Source organism: Pantoea sp. R13S299 (assembly GCF_048515925.1).
GTDB lineage: Bacteria > Pseudomonadota > Gammaproteobacteria > Enterobacterales > Enterobacteriaceae > Pantoea.
Genome location: NZ_JBLYEF010000006.1, coordinates 96,522 through 121,347 on the forward strand (window position 1 = coordinate 96,522; position 24,826 = coordinate 121,347).

Here is a 24,826-nt window from a genome sequence, read left to right on the forward strand (position 1 = left end):
AACTAGCCTGGGCTGGAACAATAATGAAATCAATATGAAAAATTCTTTTTCGCTGGGGCTGCTGCAGGTTCAGCCTGAAGTCACTACGCTGCAAAATCCCGGCTGTTATTGGGTCACCTGTGCACGTCAGCAGGATGCCCGCACATTTATCCGTCAGGTTATTTCGCATCAGCAATCCGTTACGCTCATCAGCGCCGGTCAGTCGCCCCGCGAGCTGCTGACACCCGACCCGGCAGGCGGCCCCGATCACATTCCGCTGTTTTCACTGCCCGAAAATAAAAAAAGTCTGCTACAGCTGGAACGTGATTTTTCTCGTACGCTCGGCAGTAAAAATGGACTGGTGATCTTTAACAGCAGTGGCGCGCAATGGGATAAATTAAATGAGGCGGAATTAAGCAGCTGGATAAAGCGCATGCGCCGGCTGCTGCATAAGAGAAAGATGACGCTTCTAATTGTTACATCCGGTATCACCCAATTTAATCAGAATAATAATTTGCAGCGTTATTTTCGTCAGATGGACGGGCTGGCTTATTTAACCTTCCAGCAGGATAGCTGGCAGTATCAAATAAGCTGGTGGTATGCCGGTGAACGATTGATTGCCGATCGCACGCTGCGTCTGGGCTGTGAAGATGAGCAATTATTTGCCCTGAAAGAGACACAGGAGCCGTTGAGCCTGAATGACGAACAGCATTATCTGGCCGAGAAAAGCGTGCTTGAAGGCGCGCCGCCGCTTTCACGCCAGTGGCAGCTGTTTGACGATAATCAGCAGGTCTGGTTACGGGCGCAGCAGGCCAACGCGGCGACCGTGATTTTCAGTCTGACGCACAGTGAGCAGATCAGCGAGCTGGCAAACATGGTGCACAGTCTGCGCCGCGCCCGCGGAAACGGGCTGAAAATTGTGGTGCGCGAGATGGGCGTGAGCCTGCGTTACAGCGATGAGCGCCTGCTGCAGGCCTGCGGCGTGAATACTATCGTCCCGACCACGGCGCCGATGTCGCGCTTTCTCACGATGCTCGAAGGGATTCAGGGGCAACGGTTCAGTCGCCGCGTCCCCGCCAGCCTGGACGCGTTGATCGCCTCTCTGCAGCCGCTGCATGAAAAGGGCTATCTGCGGCTGGATGCGTTTTGTCAGTCGGTCGGCCAGTTAATCAGTAACACCCTGCTGCCGGAAAATGACAAAGGTCTGCTGGTCGCCCTGCGTCCGGTGCCGCAGCTCTCTCCTCATCAGGTGCTCACGCTCTGCAAACCGCGCCGCTTTGGCGATCTGGTGACGGTGCTGGAGGATCGGGTGATTCTGTTCCTCTCCTCCTGCCGCTACAACGATCTGGATAAGGCACTGAAATTTATCTTTTCACTGCCGCATGACGAACTGTTTTCCAACCGGATTATCTGGTTTGAGGATAACCAGATTCTGGCCGAAATCAGCAATATCAAAAAAATGACCCCGATGGCCCTGCAGGAACTGACGCCAGTTTCAGCATCCCTGCGCGATGCCACCAGCAAGCCGATCGACGCACCTGAACGCGCGGCACCGCAGCCCATCTCTTTACTGCCGGAGAAAGAATCCCGATGAACCTGATGGATTGGGTACAGATTGCGCTGCTGGCTATTTTTATCCTGCTGATTTTAAAGCCTCTCTGGCAACGCTGGCTGCCGCGTCGCTGGAACGGCCTGCTGAATCGCCTGTTGCCTGCACGCGTGCTGAAGTCTGAAGGTCACTGGCAGCGTCAATCTCCAAAAACGGATGCAAAAATTAATGAAAAATGATCAACCCGCTGCGGCCCACTCTTCCGGTTTGTGGTCCTGCTGGCGCGGACTGGGCGGCTGGAATTTCTACTTTTTAGTGAAGTTCGCCCTGCTGTGGTACGGCTATCTCAACTTTCACGCTCTGAGCAACCTGGTGTTTCTCGCCTGGCTGCTGTTCCCGCTGCCGACGGTACGCCTGCATCGCCTGCGCCACTGGGTCTCAATCCCCATTGGTGTCGGGCTGTTCTGGCATGACACCTGGCTGCCCGGACTCAGCAGCATCATGAGCCAGGGCGATCAGCTGGCGGGCTTCTCTGGTGCCTACCTGCTCGATCTGGCAGACCGCTTTATTAACTGGCAGATGCTGGGTGCCCTGTTTGTGCTGCTGGTCCTTTACCTGTTTATTTCCCCCTGGATCCGCATCACCGTGCTGGTTTCATTGATGATGATCTGGCTCAATGTACTTACTATCGCGGGCCCGGCGATGTCACTGCTGCCGACGCGCGGAGCCACACCGCAGGTGGTCCTGAATCAGACGCCTGCCGCCACCACCAGCCAGGCCGCTGCCGTGCCGGACGGACTCGATCAGTCAGCCGCGCCCACCAGCGCCAGCCTGACCGCCTGGCTCAACCGTTTTTATGAGAGTGAGCGCAAGCGCGTCACCCACTTCCCAGACAGCCTGCCTGCAGATTCGCAGCCGTTCGACATTCTGGTGATCAACATCTGTTCACTCGCCTGGTCAGATATGGATGCGTCTCAGCTGCGTAATCATCCGTTGTGGCAGCACTTCGACATCATGCTGACCAACTACAATTCTGCCACCAGCTACAGCGGACCGGCGGGGATTCGTCTGCTGCGTGCCAGCTGCGGTCAGACCTCGCACAGCGATCTCTACAAACCCACCGATTCACGCTGCTATCTGTTCGATAATCTGGCGAAGCTGGGCTTTAAAGAGCAGCTGATGATGGACCACACCGGCGTGTTTGGTAATTACCTTAAAGAACTGCGTGAGGGCGGGGATATTCAGGCACCGCTGATGTCGCAGACGGGTATTGCGCCGGAGGTAACCTCATTCGACAGCACACCGGTGTTCAACGATGCCCAGCTGATGCAGCGCTGGCTCGACGATCGCAGCAAGAGCAGTGATGCCCGCAGCGCCACTTTCTATAATCTGATTCCGCTGCACGACGGCACCCGCGAACTGGGCAGTACCCAGACCGCCCCGTGGAAGCCGCGCGCTCAGCTGCTGTTTGATCAGATCGACGCCTTTCTCACTCAGCTGGAGAAATCAGGCCGTCGGGTGATGGTGCTGGTGGTGCCGGAGCATGGGGCCGCCCTGCAGGGCGATAAGATGCAGATGTCAGGCCTGCGCGATATTCCCAGCCCGGGCATTACGCATGTACCGGTCGGGATTAAGTTTGTCGGCATGAAAGCCCCGCATCAGGGACAGCCACTCAATATTGATGCGCCGACCAGCCTGCTGGCGGTTTCAGAGATTGTGTCACGCGTGGTGGATGGCCAGGTATTTAATGCGCCAAATGTGAATATGTCGGTGCTGACTGACAAGCTGCCGCAGACGCCTGTGGTGTCGGAAAACGACGGTGCGGTGGTGATGATGTATCAGGGCAAGCCCTGGATCAGGCTGAATGGCGGCGACTGGGTGCCCTATCCGGAATAACGCATTACCGTCAGGAAGCAGAAGTATGGGTCAGGCGCGGCTTAGCGCCTGACCCATTTTGATCGTGTCGCCGTCGGTAGCAGAACAGCGGCCAGCGCCGCCGTTCTGTCTGTTATCAGCGCTTCTCCTGAAACGCCTGCCAGGTCAGCAGCTGCAGACTGGCAGAGAAGTAGTTCTGATCGGCAGCCAGCTTATCGCTCAGATAGCCGGTCTCATTCAGCGTCAGGTCACGTACCGCCAGCAGACCACCCTCAAGATGATAAGGTGCAGGCGCATTCGCCAGCACGTCGAACCAGGCGGGGGTCAGCATGCGGCTGTAACCCTGCCAGACGCGCTGAAACGGCACCAGCGCCAGACTATGCGGGTCATACCACCAGATGTTCAGCGGCACGCGAATCGCGTCATAACTAAAGCGGTTTGAGTAACCCACCGCTGGCGCAACCGAACCGTCGGCATTCAGCGCGACCCAGTCCAGCGGCAGGCCGGTTTTGCCAAAGCTCAGCTTACCCAGCAAGTCAAAGCCATCGTTAATCAGCTTATCCCAGACCTTCAGATGACTGCGCTCGCCAAACTCCCGCCACGCCTGAAACAGGAAATAGGAAGGGTTAAGCACCACATAGCTGGTTTTATTGAAGCCCTGCGCGCCCGGCAGCAGGACGGTATGGCCGCCGAAGCTCGTGACATCCAGCTTGATGATGGCGCGCTGAATACGGTCAGACTCCTGCTGGTAGCTCTCCACCTGCCATTTCTGTGCAGCGCGCTGCAACGCCCAGGCCAGTAACACATCGCCATCCGAGGCGTTATTCTTGTCGGCAACCGGATTGTCCGTGCCTGGCACATAGCGCCAGTAGAAGAGATCGGTCTGCGGATTACGCAGCTGGGTGCGCGTCCACTGCCACAACCGATCGAAGGTGGCGCGATCGTTGTTGGCCACCGCCAGCAACATGCCATAACCCTGACCTTCGGTGTGACTGACATTGTTATTGGCGGTGTCCGTGATCCGCCCTTCCGCGGTCACAAAGCGGCTTTTAAACGTGTCCCAGCCGCTGGCATTGGCCTGCGCGCTGCAGGCCAGCAGTAAAACAGAGCAGATCCAGCCCATCCAGAATGGCTTACGTTTCATTTCCGATCCTATTGATATCGATAGTGCAGCGTGCTGCCATCGTTGAGTTCAAGCGTCACCGGCACCAGTCTGCTGCCGCCCTGACCCTGTAACCAGCCTGAAAAAAGTCCGGCCATGACCGCCCCAAACGCGGCCTGCCAGTCAGCCGGAGAGTGGATATTGTCGCCCGCCGGTAAGGCGTGATACGCAATCAGCAGCGCCGTCTCTTCCGGCTGAAGCTGCACAAAGCCCCAGTTAAACCGCGCCAGCTGCAGGTTGGCCTCGCGCTCCAGATCCTGCACGGTTCGCGACTCTGGCAAAGGATAGCGGGTCGCCAGCGATTCACCCATCTTATAGAGAAAGGCTTCCGCATCATGCTGACCGGCGTTGGCGATCATCCCGTCAATCAGCACACTGACCAGGTCAAACCAGCCCGGCTGATAAGGATGCGATACCCCCGAATGCTCACTCATTACTTCTCTCCGAACAGGTAACGGACATAGAGCTGCGCGCTGCTTTCGTTGTAGTCACCAAAGGTGTCATAACCCAGCTGGCCGCCAATCGTCACATCTTTATTGAGTTTGTAGTCCGCCCCGGCGTGCAGGTTGTAGCCGATGCCGTTTTTGCTGCCGCCGGAGTAGTAAGCGTCTTTCACGCTGCCGCTGGCGGCAAGAGATTCCAGCTCTGACTGCAGGCTGGCATCCGACGGGAAGTACGCGCTCTTATCCTGACTGTAGGTCTGATAACCGGCTGCCCCGCCAATATTCACCTTGAGATCGTCAAACTTACGTGAGAACTCTATCGGGAAAGAGACCGACGCGTAGTTCTGCGGGCTAAAGTAGCCGCCCTGTCCGTAACTGAAGTAGCTGAGGTTCTTCGAGAAATCCATCCACGACACGCTCATGCCCACTTTCAGCTCGCGATCGTCAGTGTGGAACGGACGGACATAGGCGCCGGCAGTGGCCTGCAGGTTGTTGTTGCTGGCAACATTCTCGCCGAGATAACTGTACGCGCCCGCACCGGCGTAGAAGCCCGCATCGCCATTGTCATAGCTTAACAGGGCGTTCGCACCATTCTTCGTGACGCGTCCCCAGCGTTTGCCGCTGGTTTTATCTTCTGCGCCGACGTAAGAGAGCAGGCTGTCGGTAATCGCGCGACGCTCACCGGTCAGGATCAGCGTCAGGAAGTCGGTGAGTTTCGGTGACCACTGCACGTCACCAACCAGAGTACTCAGATCCTGGCCCAGCGGCGTACTGCCGATATCCACTTTGTAACTGTCGCCTTTCAGCGCCAGATTCAGCTCGACGCCAGAGGCGGTTTGCGAATCGGTGGTGGCGTTCGGCAGGTCATTCACCGTCGCACCGCCTGCGGCCACCACTCTGCCCTGACTCAGCGCATTGGTGCCGAAACGACGCCAGGCATCGGCGGCGCCACTGCCCGCCGTGAGTGAGACCGGCGTGGCGGTAAAGTCGAGGCGCGCCGTTTCAAACGGCACGGTAGAGAAGGTCAGCGGCGCTTTGGCTTCGGTCAGTTTGCTCAGGCCCGACTCGCCGTCACGCCCGCGCACCTGCACCATGCCCTGACTCCAGGTGCCGGTTTTCTCCTGCAGCGAATCCATCATGGTGTCGACGTCGTGCAGAACCTGTGACTGCTGAAAAACGGTTTCGCTGCCCGCAGCCGGTTCGCCCTGCGATGTCACGCCAGCGGCCACGCCCGCCGGTGCCGCCTGCCACGGCAACACGGTGCCGTAGCTGGACGGTGAACGTCCCACCGGCGAGGTGTTGCGGTTGATAAACGGATTATCCGCCAGCGCCAGGCCGCCCACGGTCGGCACGCTGCCAGGCTGCGCGCCCTGCAGGCCAATCAGCTGCCCGCGCGCGGAACGCAGATAAGCCATCGCCTGCGAATGCTCGCCGTTGGCTTCCGCCACCCGCGCCAGCAGCAGCAGTCGCTCCGGCGTCTGCGTGGTGGTGTTGAGGCCGCGACTCAGCTCGTTAGCACGCTGCACATTGTTCTGCGCCAGCGCGACGTTGATGGCCCCGACGCGCGCATCCTGCGTCGGCGTATCCTGGGTCATCAGATAGTCATAGACCACGCCCGCATCCCGGTTCATCTTGCCGTCCTGGTAGAGACGGGCCATAGCGAACATCAGATCGCGGTTCTGTGGATCCTGCTGCAGCGCGCCTATCAGCTTGTCATACGCCACCGCGTACTGACGCTGCTGACGCAGGCGATCCACTTCGTTAATCAGATAGCCGTTGCGGATACCCGCCAGCTGCGTCGGGGTACTGCGCGCCTGCAGTTCCGGGTTGCTGAGGAAGCGCTGCGCTTCAGTGCTGAGGCCCGCCTGATTCAGCACCGCCATCTGCGCGGCATAATCGCCCGCATTGCCCTGCACGCCACGCTGCACGTTAGTCCGCACCACTGAAACGGCGCTGGTGAGATCGCCCGCCTGCGCCAGCTTCTGCGCCAGGTTTCCGGCATCAACCGGATTGGCCGGCGGCGTGACCGTGAGCGCTTTCAGGGTATTGGCGGCCGCCGCCGTCGCGCCCTGCGCCAGGTACTGATCGGCCGTGCTCATCTGCAGATTGAAATTAACCCGCTGCGCCAGTTCACGCATCGCCGCCGTCTGCGCATTCGCAGGAATGCGCGCCAGCAACGCGCTGGCCTGCTGCCAGCCGCCACTTTCGCTGGCGTTCAGCGCACCGGCATAGAGTTCGCTGGTGCTCGCCCCATTGCGCATCACTGGTTGCATCACGTTGGCCGCCAGCAGCGTGTCACCCTGCTGACGATAGAGCCGGGCTAAATCGAGCCGCAGCCAGCCATCCGAGGGATAACGCTGAATGCCCTGCTGCAGCGTCGCGATAGCAGCGGTGTTGTTACCGGCTGCCAGCTGCCGCTTCGCCTGCTGACGCAGCGCATCGGCTTCATTGGCGCGAGGTGTGACACTCTGACGTACGCTGTCCGGCAGCGCCCCCAGCAGCGTATTGGCTTCGGCACCCCGATTCTGCTGACGCAGAACATAGAAGAGTCCTTCTTTAGCGCTGCGGTTATCCGCATCACTTTGCAGAATGGTGCGGTAGATCTGCTCCGCCTGCTGCGGTTGATTGGTGCGGCGCAGCACGTCGGCGCGGAACAGCCTGGCGGCCAGCCCTTTTTCGCCGTCAGCCTGCACCAGTGGTTCGCTTAAGGTCAGCGCCTGCGCCGTGTCGCCGCTTTTCAGCGCCTGCTGGGCACTGGCCAGTTGAGCATAAAAGCGCGCATCGTCCGCCTGCTGCTGACGCGATGAACCCTGATCGCCGCCGAGCTGAGCAGACCGCTGCAGATAATCTGCCGCTTCCTGATAACGTCCGGCTCGCTGGGCCACATAGCCCATGCCCGCTAACGCATCGGCATCCTGTGGGTTCGCGCCCAGCACTTTTTCAAAGCTGGACTGCGCACCGCCGACGTCACCGCTGTTGAGCGCGCTGAATCCGGCCCCTTTTTCTGCGCCACCGACGTTTTTACGGTAGTAATCGATCACCGCCGAATCCTGCGGATGACGCTGCTGCCAGGTCTGATAGAGCGCCGCATCTGACGGCTGGGGTCCGAGCCACAGCAGCGCCTGACGCAGTGAGCGGTCGGCATCCTGATTACCACTCGCCAGCGAACTCAGCACCTCAATGCCTTCGCGACGAGTCGGCTCCTGATAGGTCAGCGCTTTACCCAGCGCCAGCCGCGCGCCGGTGTCCTGCGGATGCTGCGCCGCAAACTGCCGCAGCGCCTCAACCGCCTGCGGCAGCAGCGTACGGTCGCCCGCCATAGTCAGATAATATTCTGCCGCGACGCTCGGTGGCGGCTCATTGCCGGTGAAGGTATTGCGCCAGGTCTGTAACGCCGCCGGAATGTTGCCGCTGCGCGCCTGCTGACGTGCCAGCGAAAGCTGCGCCTGTGGAATGGTCTGCATCTGGCGCGCGTTATCCAGCTCGCTCAGGTGCGGATCGTTGGGGGAGACCTGGCTCAGACGGGCGCGATACTGCGCCGCGGCGGCCGTGTCGCCACCCTGCTGTGAATAGAGTGCCAGCAGGTAGAGCGCCTGGGTGTTGCCGGGTTCAACCATCAGCACCTTTTGCAGTGAGGCTTTCGCCAGGTCGTCATGCGCTTTCTGATGCCAGTAAGATGCCTGATCGAACAGCGCCTGCAACGCCGGATTGGTGCTCTCCGCCGCCAGCAGCGGCTGTGACAGGGCCAGCGCGCTGCCCAGCAGCAATGCCTTACGAATACCGGCACTCAACAGATTTTTTTTCATTGTTATTATCCTTACTTCCTGCCGGAATCACGGCCCTGCTTTGGGTTCAGACGTCGCCATGCATGACGCTTCAGCATCACCCAGGCCGCACTGCCCACCAGCGCGGAGAACAGCATCGCCGCCACCGCCAGCAGCACCGAGTGCTGATTGGCATACCACATCACCATCATGTACCAGGGCATTTCGCCGCTCGGGAACTGCGCACCGACACGGAAACTGCGGATGCCGTTTTCATCGGTAATAATCGCGGTATCGCCACGAATGCCGGCGTTAATCTGCGCCGAACTCAAATCGTTATGCAGGCGCAGCAGCTGATCGTCGCTGGTTGCCACCGTCATCACCACCAGGCGATCGTGATTCCACGGCGAGCGGTAGCTGAGGAAGCCTCGCCACGCTTCGTTGGAGGAGAAGTAACGGTCGGCGTCCAGCTGCTGAAGGCTCCAGTCGCCGGTCAGCCAGCCGCGTAATTTTTCCAGCGTGTCCGGCTCTTTCACCCCAAAGGTGCTGCTGGTGGCGTCATACGGTGAGGACGCCAGCATCGCCTGATTAAAGGCGCTGTTACCTGTAGTGCTGACCGCCAGCAGGTCGCTCTGCTGTAATCGCGCCAGATGGGTCCCACCATTGGGCAGGCCAAACAGCACCTGATTCTGCGTCAGCGCCACGCCGGTCGCGGTTCCGGCGCGTGCAGCCAGATCCAGCAGCGTTGAAAGCTCAGCATCGCTGGGCGTTTCCGGCAGCAGCAGCGTGGTCTGGCCGAAGTCAGCCAGCCGCGAGAACGGGAACGAGGCACCGACAAAGTAAGAGAGGTTTGGCAGCATGCTGAAGTGGCGGGTATGGCTCAGATCGATCCACGAGTCCTCTTCAATCCGGCTCTTGATGTTGTTGTTCAGGAGCACGCCGCAGGGCGCATCGGCCCGCGGTTTGATATTGAAGTAGAGCGCCAGCTGGTTGTCGCCATAGATCAGATAGGGTTCGAGATTCAGCTGATACTGCTCCTGTCGCGCATCCCCGCCTAAACGGTGCCACGCGCTCTCCAGCAGGCCGACTTTGTTCACCGTCAGGTTGCGCAGGAAAGTCCCGTTTAGCATAACGTTAAGGAATGAGTTGTCCTCATCAATCCAGCTTTCGGACGGGAAGCGATAGTGCAGATTGACCGGCACCGTGTCGCCATCCCACAGGAACAGGTCAGGCGCGGCGCGGAAGTTCACGCGCAGCGCATCATGCCAGATGCCGCTGCTGGTAAGACTCTGATCTTTACGCAGCAGTTCGCTCAGACGAACCGGGCGGTCGGTGTTAATCCAGCGAGGCGCATCGTAAGGCTTGCGGTTGCCAATGGCTTGCGCGGGGACCTGCAGCTGGCTCTCATCGGTGGTAAAGGGCTGCGTCGTCAGACGATTCGCCGCCTGGCGCAGCTGGTCGTCATTGTTGCCACTCACCAGTAGCAACTTGTAAACCGGGTTATTGGGATTATCCACCACCTGCAGCATCGGGCCGTTACTGGCCGGGAACGTCAGGGTGCCGATCCGATCGCCAGGATGACCAAACAGGATGCCGTTGTTTTCCGGCAGTTCGCCGCGTACCACCGGGAAACGGATGCCGCGATAATCACTCTGAATGCCGAGCCAGGAAGCGACCAGTGCCGCCGCGCTCACCGAATCGGGAGAGAGGTTACTGGCAAAGCCCATGGTGATGGTGGACGCCGTCATCCGCTGAGGATCCAGGAAGGGACGCGGGAAATTGCGCAGGCTGGTGCCGATGTTGAGCTGCTGCCCTTCAAGGTGCAGCGCGGTATTCGGCAGAATGGTGACCTGATACTGCTGCGCGCTCTCTTTCTCGCACAGCAACTTGTCCGCGTCGTTGATTTTAAAGCTCAGGTTGTTGCTGGACACCACCATCGCCGCCGGAATATCCAGCTCATAGTCACTGACGTCGCTGTCCGTCGCACCCAGCGGCAGCGTGCCGAGCGGCTGACCATTCAGCATCAGCTGTAATGAAGTATTGCGTGCCGCCAGTGCGGCGGAGACGCGCAGCGTCAGATTCAGTCGCGCATTGGTAATGACTTCATCGCTGGGCAGGGTAAAGGTGATGCCCGACTGTAACTGGCCGCCGGTCAGCGTGATGCCGCGTGCCTGGCCCATCTGGGCCACTGAAACGACGCTGCTGATCGGCTGATTGATGGCAGCCGCAATCGATGGCTGTGGTTGTGCAACCGGCGCGGTCGTCTGGCCTGGCGCGAAGGGCACCGCACTGGCGGCGGCTTCCAGCGCCGGATCGGCATTACTCAGTCCCTGCGGCAATGGCACCGCGGACAGCGCGCTGCTGTCCTGGGTCACGGCTCCGCTGCTCGTCACTGGCGCGGCGGCCGGGGCAGAAGCCTCACCGGTCGCTGACGCCTGAGGTGCAGATGTTGCTTCACCCGCAGGGGCGTACGAAGGGGTTGTCGATGCCGGAGTGGCATCCGGTGCTGCACTCTGTGGCGCAGAGGCCGGAGCCGATTCTGCGGCCTGAGTAGCCGGGGCCGCAGATGGCACAGACGGCGTTGCAGACTCGCCACCGCTGGCCGGGGCCGTCACCTGAGCGGAACCGGTAGTCGGTGTGACACTATTATCCATCGGTGCCGCAGACTGCGCAGCAGACGCTGCATCGCTGGCCGGCGTCTGATTTGTCGCTGGCGCGCTAGCTGCGGCATCGGCTGGCGTCGGCGCTGAACTGTTCACTGGCGCACTGGCCGCTGCGCTGGCAGGCTGCGAAGTGGAAACGGCATCAGGTGGCGTCGGCGCTGAACTGTTTACCGGGGCGGCACTGCTGTTATCAATCGCAGCTGGCGTTTCCGCGCCAGCGGGCGTCAGCCATAACGCTGCGGTCAGTGAACTGGCCAGCAAAGTTTGCGTCAGGATCTTCATGCCGCGCCATCCTCTTTCGCCGCCGCGGCAACCGGGTCGACTGTTTTACGTTTATCGTGGCGGCCCTTCCAGGTCAGCCAGAACAGCTCAAATACGGTACGGATAATGGTACCTAGCGAAATCAGCGGGTTATCCTGCTTATACTCCGGCTGAATCCAGGCATCTGCACGCGCGAGCACCACACGCACCAGTTCGCGACGGCGCGCCAGCGGCATCGCCTCAAAGCGCAGACGGATGCTCTCCTCATCACCGGAAATCTTGCTCACCGGGATGGTGATCGCGCCGGATTTCAGCAGCAGATCAATCTCTTCGATCTCATCCGTCTCATGACGTCCATCCGGTGTATCGAGCTGCGCACCGCCCATCGACAGGTTGCTGGTCTGAGTGCGCGATGAAATGCCACTGGCGTAGTGAATAATCGCCGGAATTTGCACTTCAACGCGGATGGTTTTACGCACCTGCTTGGTTTCACGCGCCACGGCAATCGCCGCCATCAGAATGATCAGGCTGAAAATTCCCCAGCCGACGTTGAGCGCGATAACGTAGGGATCGACGCCAAAGTAGTCATGCATCACGGCACGCACCACGCCCGCCACAATGCCGATGGTCAGCAGCAGCGCCACAATCACGTGCGGACGCACGATGTGGAAATCGAAGAAGCCCTGATCCAGTACGCCGCCTTTGTCGGTCACGTTGAACTTGCCATGTTTCGGTGACAGCAGGGTCAGGATGGTCGGGATTACCAGATGGAAGCACATCACCGTCTCATAAATTTCACCCCAGAAGGTGTAACGGAAACGGCCATTCATGCGGGAGTTTACGTAGAGCGACATCACCAGGTGCGGCAGCACGTAGGCGAAAATCAGCGACGCCGATGAGTGAATAATATTCAGGTTAAACAGCAGGTAAGCCAGTGGCGCAGTCAGGAAAGCGACGCGCGGCAGACCGAACTGGAAGTGCAGCATGGCGTTGAGGTAACAAAGACGCTGCTGCCACTTCAGGCCACGGCCAAACAGCGGGTTATCGACGCGGAAAATCTGCGTCATGCCGCGCGCCCAGCGGGTACGCTGAATGATATGCAGACCCAGACGTTCGGTCGCCAGACCGGCAGCCAGCGGGATCGACAGGAAGGCGGAGCCCCAGCCCAGGCGCTGCATTTTCAGAGCGGTATGCGCATCTTCGGTCACGGTCTCAACGGCAAAGCCGCCAATCTCTTCCAGTGCTGAACGACGGATCACCGCACAGGAGCCGCAGAAGAAGGTGGCGTTCCAGTTGTCGTTACCCTGCTGCACCGGGCCATAAAACAGCGAGCCTTCATTCGGAATGCGGCGCGCGGCGCGCAGGTTGCGCTCAAAGGGATCGGGAGAATAGAAGTAGTGCGGCGTCTGTAACAGCGCCAGCTTCGGATCTTTCAGGAACGGCCCTACCGTCGCCTGCAGGAAGGTGCGGGTCGCCACGTGGTCGCAGTCAAAGATGCAAATCAGCTCACCTTTGGTGATTTTCATCGCATGGTTGAGGTTACCGGCTTTGGCATGTTTGTTGTCGTCGCGGGTGATGTACCCTACCCCGACATCCGCCGCAAAGCGGGCAAATTCGCTGCGCTTGCCATCATCCAGCAGGTAGACTTTAAGTTTGTCACGCGGGTAGTCAATACACTGCGCCGCCAGCACGGTGTCGCGCACCACCTCAAGACTTTCATTATAGGAAGGCACATAAATATCAACCGTCGGCCACAGACTGGTATCGTCCGGCAGCGGTTCAATGGTGCGTTTTAATGGCCAGGTGGTTTGCAGGAAGCCGAGAATTAAGATCAGCCAGACGTAAAGCTCCGCCAGATATAAGCCAATCCCTAAGAGGGCCTCCACTTCGGAATTAAAGTGCAGCGTCTCAGTGGTGCGCCACCAGATATAGCGGCTGGACATCAGCGCAGAGAGAATCACCATCACCACCGTTATTTTGCGGCTCTTGCTGAAACCCAATAAAAACATCATGCCGATACTGATCAGTCCAAAAATATACTGTTTCTGGCTGTCCATTGGCGTAATGATGATCACCGCAGCGACGGGTGCAAGCACCAGCAGCAGCAGGTAAAACCCGATTTTACTCATGATTCACCCTGAGAAGAGCTGTGTAAGTCAGTCGCCTGCGGAAGCCGACTAAAAGTGGTTTGAGCGGATGGGAGCCTGAACTTCGCCATTCCCCACGGTGATATTCAGAATGCTGCTGACACGTTTCGCGATCAGTTCAATATCAAACGCCGCTGCTGAGGCAGGGCTGAAATCGTAAACAGACTGCTGGGATGCATTCGCTTCACCCACGCTTTCATCACGGTGAACCACGCCCAGTAAATTGTCGCCCAGACGCTGCTGCATAAACGCGGTGACATCGCGATTGATATTCCGGCGATTGTCACACTGGTTCAGGATAAAGTAGTGACCCTGCTTGTTATTGAGCGGCTTACCGGTCATCCGGTTCTCTTCAATCTGCGGTAATAACGAGACAGAGGCGGTATCCGCTAACATCACCACTAAATGCATATCGGCCAGCGCTGTCATAGCTTTAAGGGCAGGACCTGGGCCAGGCGGAAAATCAGCCACGATCACCAGACCGGGATAATTGAGCACCGTATCCAGACCGCGCTTAATAAAGTGGGGATCTTTCATCAGGTTCTCTTCGAACCGTTCGCGCTGTGGCTCGGTGACATCGCCATAAGGCAGGACAAAGATATTGCCGCCGGTGGTGAGAATCGACTGACTCCAGTCCGCCTGCTCTTCTGAGCGCGCCACAAATCCACGGCCATCATGAAGCGGCACGCCAAAGTGAAGACGCAGGGCATTCTGCACATCGAAATCAATCGCCAGAACTTTGCTACCGGAACGCGCCAGACTCCAGGCCAGATTCGCCGCCAGCGTGGTTTTTCCCACGCCGCCCTTCGGCGAGCACACACAAACTAACGGCATAGCGCAATCTTCTCCAGTAACGGTTTGAGTAAGGTTTCTTTCGGCAGCGTCACATCGCGCGAGCGGAACAGCGCGCCAAACCGTTCTGGCTCAGAATGGGGTGCAGCAGGCGTGATGACAGGCTGAAGTTCCGACACCGTGGCGGTCCGGATCGGCTCGGCACGAAGTACAGCCACAGGCTCAGCGACTTTTTGTCGTGGCGGCGGTGGCGGAAAAAGTGACGCAGGGCCGCGTTCAGTCGTGCTGGCAGCTGGCAGGTTGCTGCCTGACAGGCTATCGAGAATCGACGTGCGGGCTGCCATCCCCGGTTGCACACTGAGTGTGGCTGGTCGTGGCGGTGTTTCAGGCGGAGGAGCCGTGAACTCATCACCGCGCAGCGGCTGAGGTTGCGGCAGGTCAATACGCTGGCCGCTACCGAATGGTGTCTGTTGTTCTTCTTTCGCCAGCTGGCGAATCAATGCCCATTTACTGTGTTCCGCCGCTTCCTGCGTCTGGCCAGACATATCCTTAAAGTCGATGTCGAGCGTTTGCGTTTTCTCTTTAAAACGCTGCAAATCATCGTAATTATTCTTCATTGGCCGTGGCCTGCAACAAGGGGGGAATTTTCCTGGAATATAGCACATCCCTTTAAACTGAGTCAGAAAAACCTGATTACAAAAAAAGCAGATTCAATAAAATTGTTTAATCATAAAGATCGACTCAGGGCGAAAGGAAGCCACTCCAGAGTCATCTCTCCTGAAAATTAATAAGTGATGTTTAAGTTAAATTGGTTAGCGCTGTTTTAATAATTTTTAAGAAAATGCCGCTCTGACAACAACTGGCACGGCCACGCTGACTCATACATCTGGGATATTTAACAGAAATACAGCTGCCGCAGGCGCAGAAAAAAGCTGATTTCTGCCGTAAGGGATTGATGGCATTTACCTTTTTCCGGTGCAAATATCGCCAGAAAAAAACAGGTTAAAAGTGGTAACGGAAAAAGAGAGGAAATAAACAGGGAGTGACCGTAAAGCCACCAGCGGTGCGGCTTGCCGATGAATTGAGATAAAAAAAGGCTCCAGAAAGGAGCCTTCGGCTGGGGAGTTAAGATCGTGAACAGGCTCAGCTGACTTTTTCTGCCATACCGACTGGCTGATTCTCATCCTGATCAACCGCGAAACAGGCAATCTCCTGTCCGCCGTAGTTTTTCAGCTTCGGCTGCAACTGCACACAGGTGCTAAAACGTCGGTGGCAGCGCGCATTAAAGGCGCAGCCCGGCGGCGGATTCAGCGGGCTTGGCAGCTCGCCGGTCAGCTTAATGCGCTCACGGCGCTCGTCAGGATTAAGACGCGGCGTCGCCGACAGCAGGGCCTGGGTATAAGGATGACGCGGGTTGGCGAAAATCGCCTCTTTGCTGCCCTTCTCAACGCAACGGCCGAGATACATCACCATCACCTCATCGGCAATGTGTTCCACCACCGACAAATCGTGCGAGATAAAGACGTAAGAGAGACCCATATCCTGCTGCAGATCCATCATCAGGTTCAGTACCTGAGCACGCACCGATACATCGAGCGCCGAAACCGGCTCATCGGCGATCAGTACGTCCGGATCGAGCATCAGCCCGCGCGCGATGGCGATACGCTGACGCTGACCGCCTGAGAACATATGCGGATAACGGTCATAATGCTCGGTTTTCAAACCGACTTTCGCCATCATCTCCAGCGTTTTCTCGCGACGTTCTGCTTTGCTCAGCTGGGTATTGATGACCAGTGGCTCTTCCAGAATCTGGCTTACTTTCTTACGCGGATTGAGTGAGCCGTACGGGTTCTGGAACACGATCTGGATTTTCTGACGACGCAGCTTCTGCGCCTGGGGATCGTGTTTCAGCAGATCCTGACCGTGCCAGTAAAGCTGGCCTTCGGTCGGGGTTTCAATCATGGTCAGCAGGCGGCCCAGCGTGGATTTACCACAGCCTGACTCGCCGACGACCGCCAGCGTTTTGCCGCGCTCCAGATTAAAAGAGACACCATCCAGCGCTTTGACCAGACGCTCCTGACCAAACAGCCCTTTCTTTACCGGGTAGTGCTTCTTCAGATCAATCGCCTGCAGCAGGAACTGATCTTTCGTGATTTCATGACTCATAAGTTGGTCTCCCGGCATCGTCCAGCGGATAGTGACACTTGGACTGGCGTCCTGGAATGGTGCGCAGTTCAGGTTCTTCCTGACGACAAAGATCGGTCGCATAGGGGCAGCGTGGATTAAGCAGACAGCCAACCGGGCGGTCATACTTGCCCGGTACCACGCCCGGCAGTGAGGCCAGACGCGCTTTGTCTGCCGCAAACTCCGGCAGCGCGCGCAGCAGCGCCTGCGTATAAGGATGGCGCGGCGCTTTAAAGATATCGGTCGCTTTGCCGCTCTCCACCACCTGACCGGCATACATCACGATAATGTGGTGCGCCGCTTCTGCCACTAACGCCAGATCGTGCGTAATCAGGATCAGCGCCATGTTTTCCTGTCGCTGTAACTCCAGCAGCAGTTCGATGATCTGCGCCTGGATAGTCACATCGAGCGCCGTGGTCGGCTCATCGGCGATCAGCAGCTTTGGCCGGCAGGCGATTGCCATGGCAATCATCACGCGCTGGCTCATACCGCCCGACAGCTGGTGCGGATAGACATCAAGCCGTGACGCAGGGTCGGGAATACCGACCTGATTCAGCAGGTCGATTGCCCGCTGACGTCGGGTGCGTTTATTGCCGCCCTGATGCACCTTGATCGCTTCCATGATCTGGAAACCCACGGTGTAGCAGGGATTCAGGCTGGTCATCGGATCCTGAAAAATCATCGCCACTTCAGCGCCCACCAGCTGGCGGCGCTCACGTTCGGAGATGTGTTGCAGGTCGCGCTGGTTGAACTCCAGCTTCCCGGCCATCACTTTGCCGGGGAAATCGATCAGCCCCATGATCGCCAGTGAACTCACCGATTTACCGGAGCCGGACTCGCCCACGATACCGACAACCTGGCCCTGCTCAACCTGATAACTGATGCGGTCAACCGCACGGAACGGTGCTTTATCGTCGCCGAAATGCACCGATAGTTTGTCTACATTTAATAACGCCATCTCGGTGCCTCTTTACTGCTTGAGTTTCGGGTCGAGGGCATCACGCAAACCATCGCCCATCAGGTTAAATGCCAGCACGGTAAGCAGAATGACCAATCCAGGGAAGGTCACGACCCACCAGGCACTTTGCGCATACTGCAGAACGTCGGAGAGCATGGTGCCCCACTCCGGCGTTGGCGGTTGCGCACCCATACCGAGAAAGCCCAACGCCGCCATATCGAGAATGGCGTTGGAGAAACCTAATGACGCCTGCACGATGAGCGGTGCAAGGCAGTTAGGCAGAATATTCACAAACATCTGGCGTAGCATACCGGCACCAGCCACGCCGGAGGCGGTCACATAGTCGCGGTTCACTTCCACCAGCACTGCCGCGCGGGTCAGACGGATATAGTGCGGCAGCGCCACAAAGGTCAGCGCGATGGAGGCATTGACGATTGAGGGACCAAAGATGGCGACCAGTACCAGAGCCAGCAGCAGGCTTGGCAGCGCCAGCATGATATCGACCACGCGCATGATGATGGCATCGACCACGCCGCCGAGATAACCAGCCAGCAGGCCGAAGATCACGCCGAAAATCAGTGACAGTACGACCACCAGACAGCCCACCAGCAGCGACAGGCGCGCACCGTACATCAGACGCGACAGCACATCGCGGCCTACGTCGTCGGTGCCCAGAATGTAGCTCCAGTTTCCGCCTTCCTGCCAGACCGGCGGATGCAGCAGCGCATCACGGAACTGCTCAGCAGGCGCATGCGGGGCCAGCACATCGGCAAAAATGGCGCACAGCAATACAATGATGATGTAGACCAGGCCCACGACGGCGCCTTTGTTACGTTTGAAGTAGTGCCAGAATTCCTGGAATGGGGTCATCGGCTTGGGTGCAACGGTAACGCTGCCGGGATCAACAACAGACATGATGCCCCCTTATTTCTTGTGACGTATGCGCGGGTTAACCACGCCATACAGCAGATCAACCAGCAGGTTGACCACAATGATCAGTACTGCCGTCAGCAGCACACCGCCCTGCACCACCGGATAGTCACGGCGCTGCAACGCTTCAATCAGCCAGCGACCCAGACCCGGCCACGAGAAGATGGTTTCGGTCAGAATCGCGCCGGCCAGCAGCGTGCCGACCTGCAGGCCGATCACCGTCACGACTGGCAGCATGGCGTTTCGCAGCGCATGCACCACGATTACGCGCATGCGCGTCAGTCCTTTGGCGCGTGCCGTACGGATGTAATCTTCCCCCAGCACTTCGAGCATCGCCGATCGCGTCATACGCACAATGACCGCCAGCGGAATGGTGCCCAGCACGATGGCAGGCAGAATCATGTGCATCACTGCATCGTGGAAGTCGCCCGGCTCACCCCAGAAGAAGGTGTCGATCAGCATAAAGCCAGTCAGCGGCAGGGTGTCATCCAGGAAGACGGTGTCGCCGACACGCCCTGAAACCGGTGTCAGGTTGAAGTGAACCGAGACCAGCATGATCAGCATGATGCCCCACCAGAAGATCGGCATGGAGTAGCCGGTCAGTGAGATACCCACAGCGGTGTGATCGAAAATCGAACCGCGCTTCACCGCCGCCATGACCCCAACCGGGATACCAATGGCCACAGCAAATATCATGGCGCAGATGCCGAGTTCCAGCGTCGCTTTGAAGCGCGGAACAAACTCATCCCAGACCGGGATGCGGCTCTTGAGTGAAATGCCCAGGTCGCCATGTAATACGCCGTTAATGTAGTGCAGGTACTGTTTCCACAGCGGCTGATCCAGCCCTAATAGTGCCATTAACTGTGCATGACGTTCAGGAGAAATACCGCGCTCGCCCGCCATGATCAGCACCGGATCGCCGGGGATCATATGAACAAACGCGAAGGTGAGTAATGTAATACCGATAAACGTTGGGATGACAAGGCCCAGACGTCGGAGTATGAACTGCAGCATAATCCGGGTTCTCTCTTGTCCGCGCGACCGTCGCCGCGAGGGTTGTTATTGCTTACATCTGACGATCGGGTAGGCCCGACCGCGACGCAGACAGGCTGCGCCTCTACCGTTTCCAGTAAAACAGGGAGATAAAGCCGGGGCGCAGCGCAGCCGCCCCGGAAAAGGCGACAATTATTCTTTGATGTCTACCTGAGCAAAGTAGTGTCCGCCCAGCGGATCGACTTTGTACCCGGAGACTTTCTTGCTGACCGGTTCGTATACCGTTGAGTGCGCGATCATCAGCGCCGGTACCTGGTCATGCATCACAACCTGTGCCTGTTTGTAGTACTCGATACGCTTGGCCTGATCGGCCGTAGCGCGAGCGGGCTGAATCTGATCCTCGAAGGATTTATCACACCAGCGCGAGTAGTTAGAGCCATCTTTGGCCGCTGAACAGCTGAACAGGGTGGCCAGGAAGTTATCCGGATCCCCATTGTCGCCGGTCCAGCCCATCATGACGGTCTGGTGCTCGCCCGCTTTGGCGCGCTTCAGATATTCGCCCCACTCGTAGGTCACGATTTTGGCTTTAACGCCAATCTTCGCCCAGTCGCTCTGAATCATTTCAGCCATGCGGCGTGCGTTCGGGTTGTACGGACGCTGAACCGGCATCGCCCACAAGTCGATTGAGAAACCGTCCGCCATGCCCGCTTCTTTCAGCAGGGCTTTGGCTTTCTCAGGATCGTAAGCGTAGTCTTTCACGTCGTCGTTATAGCCCCACATGGTTGGTGGGATCAGGTTTTTAGCAGGCTGACCTGCGCCCTGATAAACGGCGTCGATGATCGCCTTTTTGTTGACCGCCATGGTCAGTGCCTGACGCACTTTCAGGTTATCCAGCGGTTTTTTCTCAACGTTGTATGACAGATAGCCGACGTTCAGGCCAGCCTGCTCATACAGGTTGATGTTTTTGTCCTGCTTCATACGTGCGATGTCAGCCGGGTTCGGATAAGGCATGACCTGACATTCGCCCTTCTGCAGCTTGGCGTAACGCACTGACGCATCCGGGGTGATGGAGAAGACTAAGCGATCGATTTTTGGCTTGGTGCCCCAGTAATCCGGGTTAGCTTTGTAAAGGATGCGCGAATCTTTCTGGTACTGCAGCAGCTGGAACGGGCCGGTACCGACCGGGTTCAGGTCGACGTTTTGCGGAGTGCCCGCTTTCAGCATGTTATCTGCATACTCTTTCGACAGAATCGAGGCGAAGTCCATGCCGAGGTCGGCAAGGAACGGCGACTCAGGGCGGGTCAGCACGAAGCGAACGGTGTTGTCGTCTACTTTCTCAATTTTGCTGATCAGCTTAGGCATGTCCATGCCTTCGAAATATTCGTAGCTGCCGCCAGAGACGCCGTGATAGGCGTTGTTTTTATCCAGCTGGCGCTCAAAGGTGAACACCACATCATCCGCGTTGAAGTCGCGTGTCGGTTTGAAATCTTTGGTGGTCTGCCACTTCACGCCTTTACGCAGGTGGAAGGTGTAGGTTTTACCGTCTTCACTGACATCCCACTTCTCTGCCAGTGCAGCGTGCAGTTCGGTGGTGCCGATAGTGAACTCAACCAGTCGGTTGTAGATCTGACGTGAGCTGGCATCGTAGGTAGTGCCCGAGGTGAACAACTGCGGGTTAAAGCCTTCCGGAGAACCTTCTGAACAGTAAACGAGGGTTTTTGCCTGAACACCGGCGGCGACAGTCATAGCAATCAGGCTCAGACCGACCTTCAGCATCCCGGATTTAGCCAGGGAGTTGATCATGCTTTTGCTCCATTGTGATGTGATGTTGTGTGTATTGCCTGACCTCTGATTTTTTTATGCGGTTCAGGCGTACCACCGAACAGGTGGTTAACACGCGCTACATTTTTTGTTTTTCCTGATGCAATTTATACATTCAGAAAATTCCGTAACTGCGTGTTTATTGACGCATCAATTTGTCAACAGTTGCAAAGAACGTCAATACAACGGTTACTTATTTACACAGAGTGTGAGGGATAGCATGCAACGGTAATAAAAACCCTTTCAGCCCAAAAGCCATACAATGCACAGCGCAGCTGGCCTGATTTCCGTGCTTTGTGCTGGATGGCCGGTCTATCGCTAGTGATTCTCACCGCTAAAAAACTTAAAACTTTTACCGGCAAATGTTGAATAACTGAACGATTCACCGTGCGTTATGACGTTCATCCAGCGGAATATGCTGGTAAAGAAGCATAAGAAATCAGCATGTTGCCGCTTTCAGTCATAAGAAGAATGTGTCGCGAATTATGATCGCATCTCTTATATGGCAAGGCCTGCCAGCGGGAAAATGACAATAACAGGGGCTGGTAAGCGGAACGCGCGGCGGATGGGGTTTACTGGAACTTTCTGGAAAGAAATAGCCATAGGCTGAAAACGGGAAAGTTTCAGGGAAGAGGGTTTGTTATCAATTGCGGTCAGATCGAGACTGCTTTGGGAACACGGGCCGATCGGAAAGGCGCTTAAACCATCCCTGGACGCTCGGCCCACGCCGTCCATGGCGTGGGACGCTTTCCTCCTCTGCCCGTGTTCCCTCCGCCTTGAGTTTATGCGCTGCGGTCAGATTCACCCGAGTTTAAATCTTTCAGCCGTCTGAAGTGCTTCTGTAAGTTTCAAATGCGTCTGCCAGACGTGAAGCGAAGGGAGCATACGCCTGTAGCAAAGCATAGCGAGCCAAGGACAAAAACGCCGGGAGCGTTTTTGAACAACGCAAAGCGTTGGCCCGGCTACGGGCGCACCTCAGGGATGAGGTGCGTAATCGCCCGCGCAGAGCCCGCCAGGGATGGCGGTTTTGCGTCTTTGCGGAAGGCGTATGCTCCCTGAAGCCCGCACACCGCTAATTTTTTTGCCTACCCATGACTTTTCTACAGACGAAAAAAAACCTGTCTTTTCAGACAGGCTTTCTTAAATATGGTCGGCGAGAGAGGATTCGAACCTCCGACCCACTGGTCCCAAACCAGTTGCGCTACCAAGCTGCGCTACTCGCCGATGGGGGCGCATGTTACTGCTCCCCCCGATCAGCGTCAACCGCTTTTTATGCTTTTGCCGCCAATCGCCTGGAAAGCACGCGGTTACCAGAAATTAACCGCCTGCCCTGCCCTTTTCGCTCACTATTACAGCGCTTTAACCTGATCTTTAGCCGGGGCCTGACACCAGTTGTTCGCCGGGTTAATGCCGCCATCTGGCGAGGTATAACCCAGACAGCCCAGGATGGTATCGAACAACTCAACGTGACGATGAGTACGGCCTACACGCTGCTGCGCCTGCAGGCGCTCAAAGTTGCTGCGGTTCTGACTGTCTTCCAGATACTTATCTGACGCCCAGACCATCATCGGTACGCGGAACTGCTCAGGCGGCGCCATCTCACGCGGCGTGCCGTGCAGATGCATATTTTCGCTGATCGACTCACCGTGATCTGAGGCGTAGAAGACGATCGCCTTCTTATCACGCAGCTGGTCCAGCACGCTGTCCAGCATGCTATCGACATACAGCACCGAGTTGTCATAAGCGTTGATCAACTGCGCTTTACTGCAGGTCTCATCGACGCCCATACACTCCGGCTGATACTTCGCGAAGCTGCGCGGATAACGCTGTGAATAGAGGTAGTGCGACCCTTTGGTGTGCAACACGATCAGATGCTTACCTTTCGGGAACCGATCCAGCGATGCCTTCATCTCTGGCACCAGCAGCATGTCATCCACCGATTTGCCCTGATTACGCTTCTCTGAACCAATCTGCTCACGGAAGGCAAAGTTGTTGGCATTGATATTGTCGTAGAACCAGACTTCGCTCTGCATCGCAAACAGCTCTGAGGTGAAGCCCAGCTCTCTCATCACCGCAAACACGTTCTGCTCTTTCAGCGTGCGGCCAGGGTTATCCATGGTGCCGCCTTCGCGCACGAACATGCAGCGCAGCGAAAGCTTGGTCGCGGTATCACAGGACTCACCCCGGAACGCCACCAGGTTCTTCTCTTTCGACAGCTTTGGCGTCGTGTCACGCTCGTAACCCAGCATCCCCATGTGATCCCAGCGGGTGGTTTCGCCAATCACAAACACCACATAAGTGTCGTCCAGCCCGGCAGGCGCGACGTAGGTAAACTTCTTCGCCGGATCCAGCAGTTCATGGCTGTTCAGCGACTCATCCACGCGGGTCCAGGCAAACAGGCCTACAGCTGCCAGCCAGTTCGAAGGAAGATAAGAGTGCGCCACCACACCGCCGTAGCTCGGCAGATCGACGTTGGTAATCTCTTCGTTATGCTTCTGCAGCTTGTCCAGAAAACGAATCGGCAGCCAGACCAGCGCCACACAGAGCAGCATGATCACCGTTGGTTTGAGTCGCTGTCCCGGCGTACGCAGCTGTTCATTCAGCGTCATGCTCAGCTTATTGCGCCAGATCATCAGCAGCGGCAGCGCGCTGACCAGCACCATCCACAGAATGAAATGGTAGCCAACCACCTCTTTAGAGAGATCGGTATCGGTGGTCATCACCGAAGCCACAATGCCGTAACCAATCACAACGTTAAAAAACGCCATGTAATAGGCGGCGGCAACAGAAATCAGAACAATCAGCGTGGCGAGCACGCGATAAAACCACTTTCCACCCAGCGACAACAACCGCATCAGGAAGAAAGTCAGCAGCACAATGGCCACCACTTCGGTAGCGGCAGTCAGCCAGTTTGTTATCGTAGAGTGTTTGAGAAAACCATCAAAGCGACGATAGAAAATCGGTAAATTCAATAAGATACCGAGATAGAGCGCCAGCAATAGCGATAACTTCTGCTGAGTCAGGGTTTTAATGTAATTCATGAAAAAAGGTGTTTCTCCGGAGTGAAGCGCTTGACCAAATCTTTTATGTGACTGCTTAAACGCGGCAGAGTTCGCTGAATAAGCGGACCGGACAAGATGAAGGAAAATTCTGAACGGATTTACAGGCTATAACGCGAGGTGGCTCAGTAAAACATGGTCGCGATTGATAGACCAGAAAATAATCATTGTCGACCTGATTAGCACATTTTTTGTACACATCGAAGGGCAGAGGCCGGACGTACTGGCGCAGAGAGTGTGTTGTGA

The 24,826-nt window shown here is 57.2% G+C and carries 16 protein-coding genes and 1 tRNA gene; 3 read left to right on the forward strand and 14 right to left on the reverse strand.

Features of this window, described 5'->3' with window-relative positions:
- Positions 1-34 precede the first annotated feature (34 nt).
- From bcsE to bcsG, 3 genes are read left to right on the forward strand one after another with little or no spacing between them, the layout of a single operon-like run.
- Entirely contained in the window at positions 35-1,573 is a 1,539-nt protein-coding gene (gene bcsE / locus ACN1CO_RS20890) for a cellulose biosynthesis protein BcsE (RefSeq protein WP_419140523.1), read from the forward strand.
- A complete protein-coding gene (bcsF, locus tag ACN1CO_RS20895) occupies positions 1,570-1,767 on the forward strand; it encodes a cellulose biosynthesis protein BcsF (protein ID WP_419140524.1) in 198 nt (65 codons plus the stop codon). The genes bcsE and bcsF overlap by 4 nt, the downstream gene beginning before the upstream one ends.
- A complete protein-coding gene (bcsG, locus tag ACN1CO_RS20900; RefSeq protein ID WP_419140525.1) occupies positions 1,757-3,424 on the forward strand; it encodes a cellulose biosynthesis protein BcsG in 1,668 nt (555 codons plus the stop codon). The genes bcsF and bcsG overlap by 11 nt, the downstream gene beginning before the upstream one ends.
- A 115-nt stretch (positions 3,425-3,539) precedes the next feature.
- On the opposite strand, the gene ACN1CO_RS20905 is transcribed toward bcsG, so the two are convergent.
- The 14 genes from ACN1CO_RS20905 to eptB form a co-directional block, all read right to left on the reverse strand.
- The gene (locus tag ACN1CO_RS20905) at positions 3,540-4,547 is read right to left on the reverse strand and encodes a glycosyl hydrolase family 8 (protein WP_419140526.1); all 1,008 of its coding nucleotides are present in this window, start codon (positions 4,545-4,547) and stop codon (positions 3,540-3,542) included.
- Positions 4,548-4,555: 8 nt separating this feature from the next.
- Positions 4,556-4,999 (reverse strand): cellulose biosynthesis protein BcsD, encoded by a 444-nt coding sequence (gene bcsD / locus ACN1CO_RS20910; RefSeq protein WP_419140527.1) that lies wholly within the window; start codon positions 4,997-4,999, stop codon positions 4,556-4,558.
- Positions 4,999-8,814, reverse strand: coding sequence for a cellulose synthase subunit BcsC-related outer membrane protein (locus ACN1CO_RS20915; protein WP_419140528.1), 3,816 nt, complete (start codon positions 8,812-8,814; stop codon positions 4,999-5,001). The genes bcsD and ACN1CO_RS20915 overlap by 1 nt, the downstream gene beginning before the upstream one ends.
- An 11-nt stretch (positions 8,815-8,825) precedes the next feature.
- A complete protein-coding gene (bcsB, locus tag ACN1CO_RS20920) occupies positions 8,826-11,717 on the reverse strand; it encodes a cellulose biosynthesis cyclic di-GMP-binding regulatory protein BcsB (protein ID WP_419140529.1) in 2,892 nt (963 codons plus the stop codon).
- On the reverse strand, positions 11,714-13,825 hold the full coding sequence (gene bcsA / locus ACN1CO_RS20925) for a UDP-forming cellulose synthase catalytic subunit (protein WP_419140530.1): 2,112 nt from the start codon (positions 13,823-13,825) through the stop codon (positions 11,714-11,716). The genes bcsB and bcsA overlap by 4 nt, the downstream gene beginning before the upstream one ends.
- 48 nt (positions 13,826-13,873) lie before the next feature.
- Positions 13,874-14,677: a cellulose biosynthesis protein BcsQ gene (gene bcsQ, locus ACN1CO_RS20930; protein ID WP_419140531.1), complete on the reverse strand. Its 804-nt coding sequence runs from the start codon at positions 14,675-14,677 to the stop codon at positions 13,874-13,876.
- Positions 14,668-15,252 (reverse strand): cellulose biosynthesis protein BcsO, encoded by a 585-nt coding sequence (bcsO, locus tag ACN1CO_RS20935; RefSeq protein WP_419140532.1) that lies wholly within the window; start codon positions 15,250-15,252, stop codon positions 14,668-14,670. The genes bcsQ and bcsO overlap by 10 nt, the downstream gene beginning before the upstream one ends.
- 526 nt (positions 15,253-15,778) lie before the next feature.
- A complete protein-coding gene (gene dppF / locus ACN1CO_RS20940) occupies positions 15,779-16,801 on the reverse strand; it encodes a dipeptide ABC transporter ATP-binding subunit DppF (protein WP_419140533.1) in 1,023 nt (340 codons plus the stop codon).
- Complete coding sequence (dppD, locus tag ACN1CO_RS20945; protein WP_419140534.1) at positions 16,791-17,777, reverse strand: dipeptide ABC transporter ATP-binding protein; 987 nt, start codon at positions 17,775-17,777, stop codon at positions 16,791-16,793. The genes dppF and dppD overlap by 11 nt, the downstream gene beginning before the upstream one ends.
- A 12-nt stretch (positions 17,778-17,789) precedes the next feature.
- The gene (gene dppC, locus ACN1CO_RS20950; protein ID WP_013359639.1) at positions 17,790-18,692 is read right to left on the reverse strand and encodes a dipeptide ABC transporter permease DppC; all 903 of its coding nucleotides are present in this window, start codon (positions 18,690-18,692) and stop codon (positions 17,790-17,792) included.
- Between the two features lie 9 nt (positions 18,693-18,701).
- Positions 18,702-19,721, reverse strand: coding sequence for a dipeptide ABC transporter permease DppB (dppB, locus tag ACN1CO_RS20955; RefSeq protein ID WP_419140535.1), 1,020 nt, complete (start codon positions 19,719-19,721; stop codon positions 18,702-18,704).
- Between the two features lie 171 nt (positions 19,722-19,892).
- Positions 19,893-21,503, reverse strand: a complete 1,611-nt coding sequence (dppA, locus tag ACN1CO_RS20960; RefSeq protein ID WP_419140536.1) for a dipeptide ABC transporter periplasmic-binding protein DppA — start codon at positions 21,501-21,503, stop codon at positions 19,893-19,895.
- Positions 21,504-22,668: 1,165 nt separating this feature from the next.
- Positions 22,669-22,745, reverse strand: a tRNA-Pro gene (locus ACN1CO_RS20965).
- A gap of 125 nt (positions 22,746-22,870) precedes the next feature.
- On the reverse strand, positions 22,871-24,562 hold the full coding sequence (eptB, locus tag ACN1CO_RS20970; protein ID WP_419140537.1) for a kdo(2)-lipid A phosphoethanolamine 7''-transferase: 1,692 nt from the start codon (positions 24,560-24,562) through the stop codon (positions 22,871-22,873).
- Positions 24,563-24,826 lie beyond the last annotated feature (264 nt).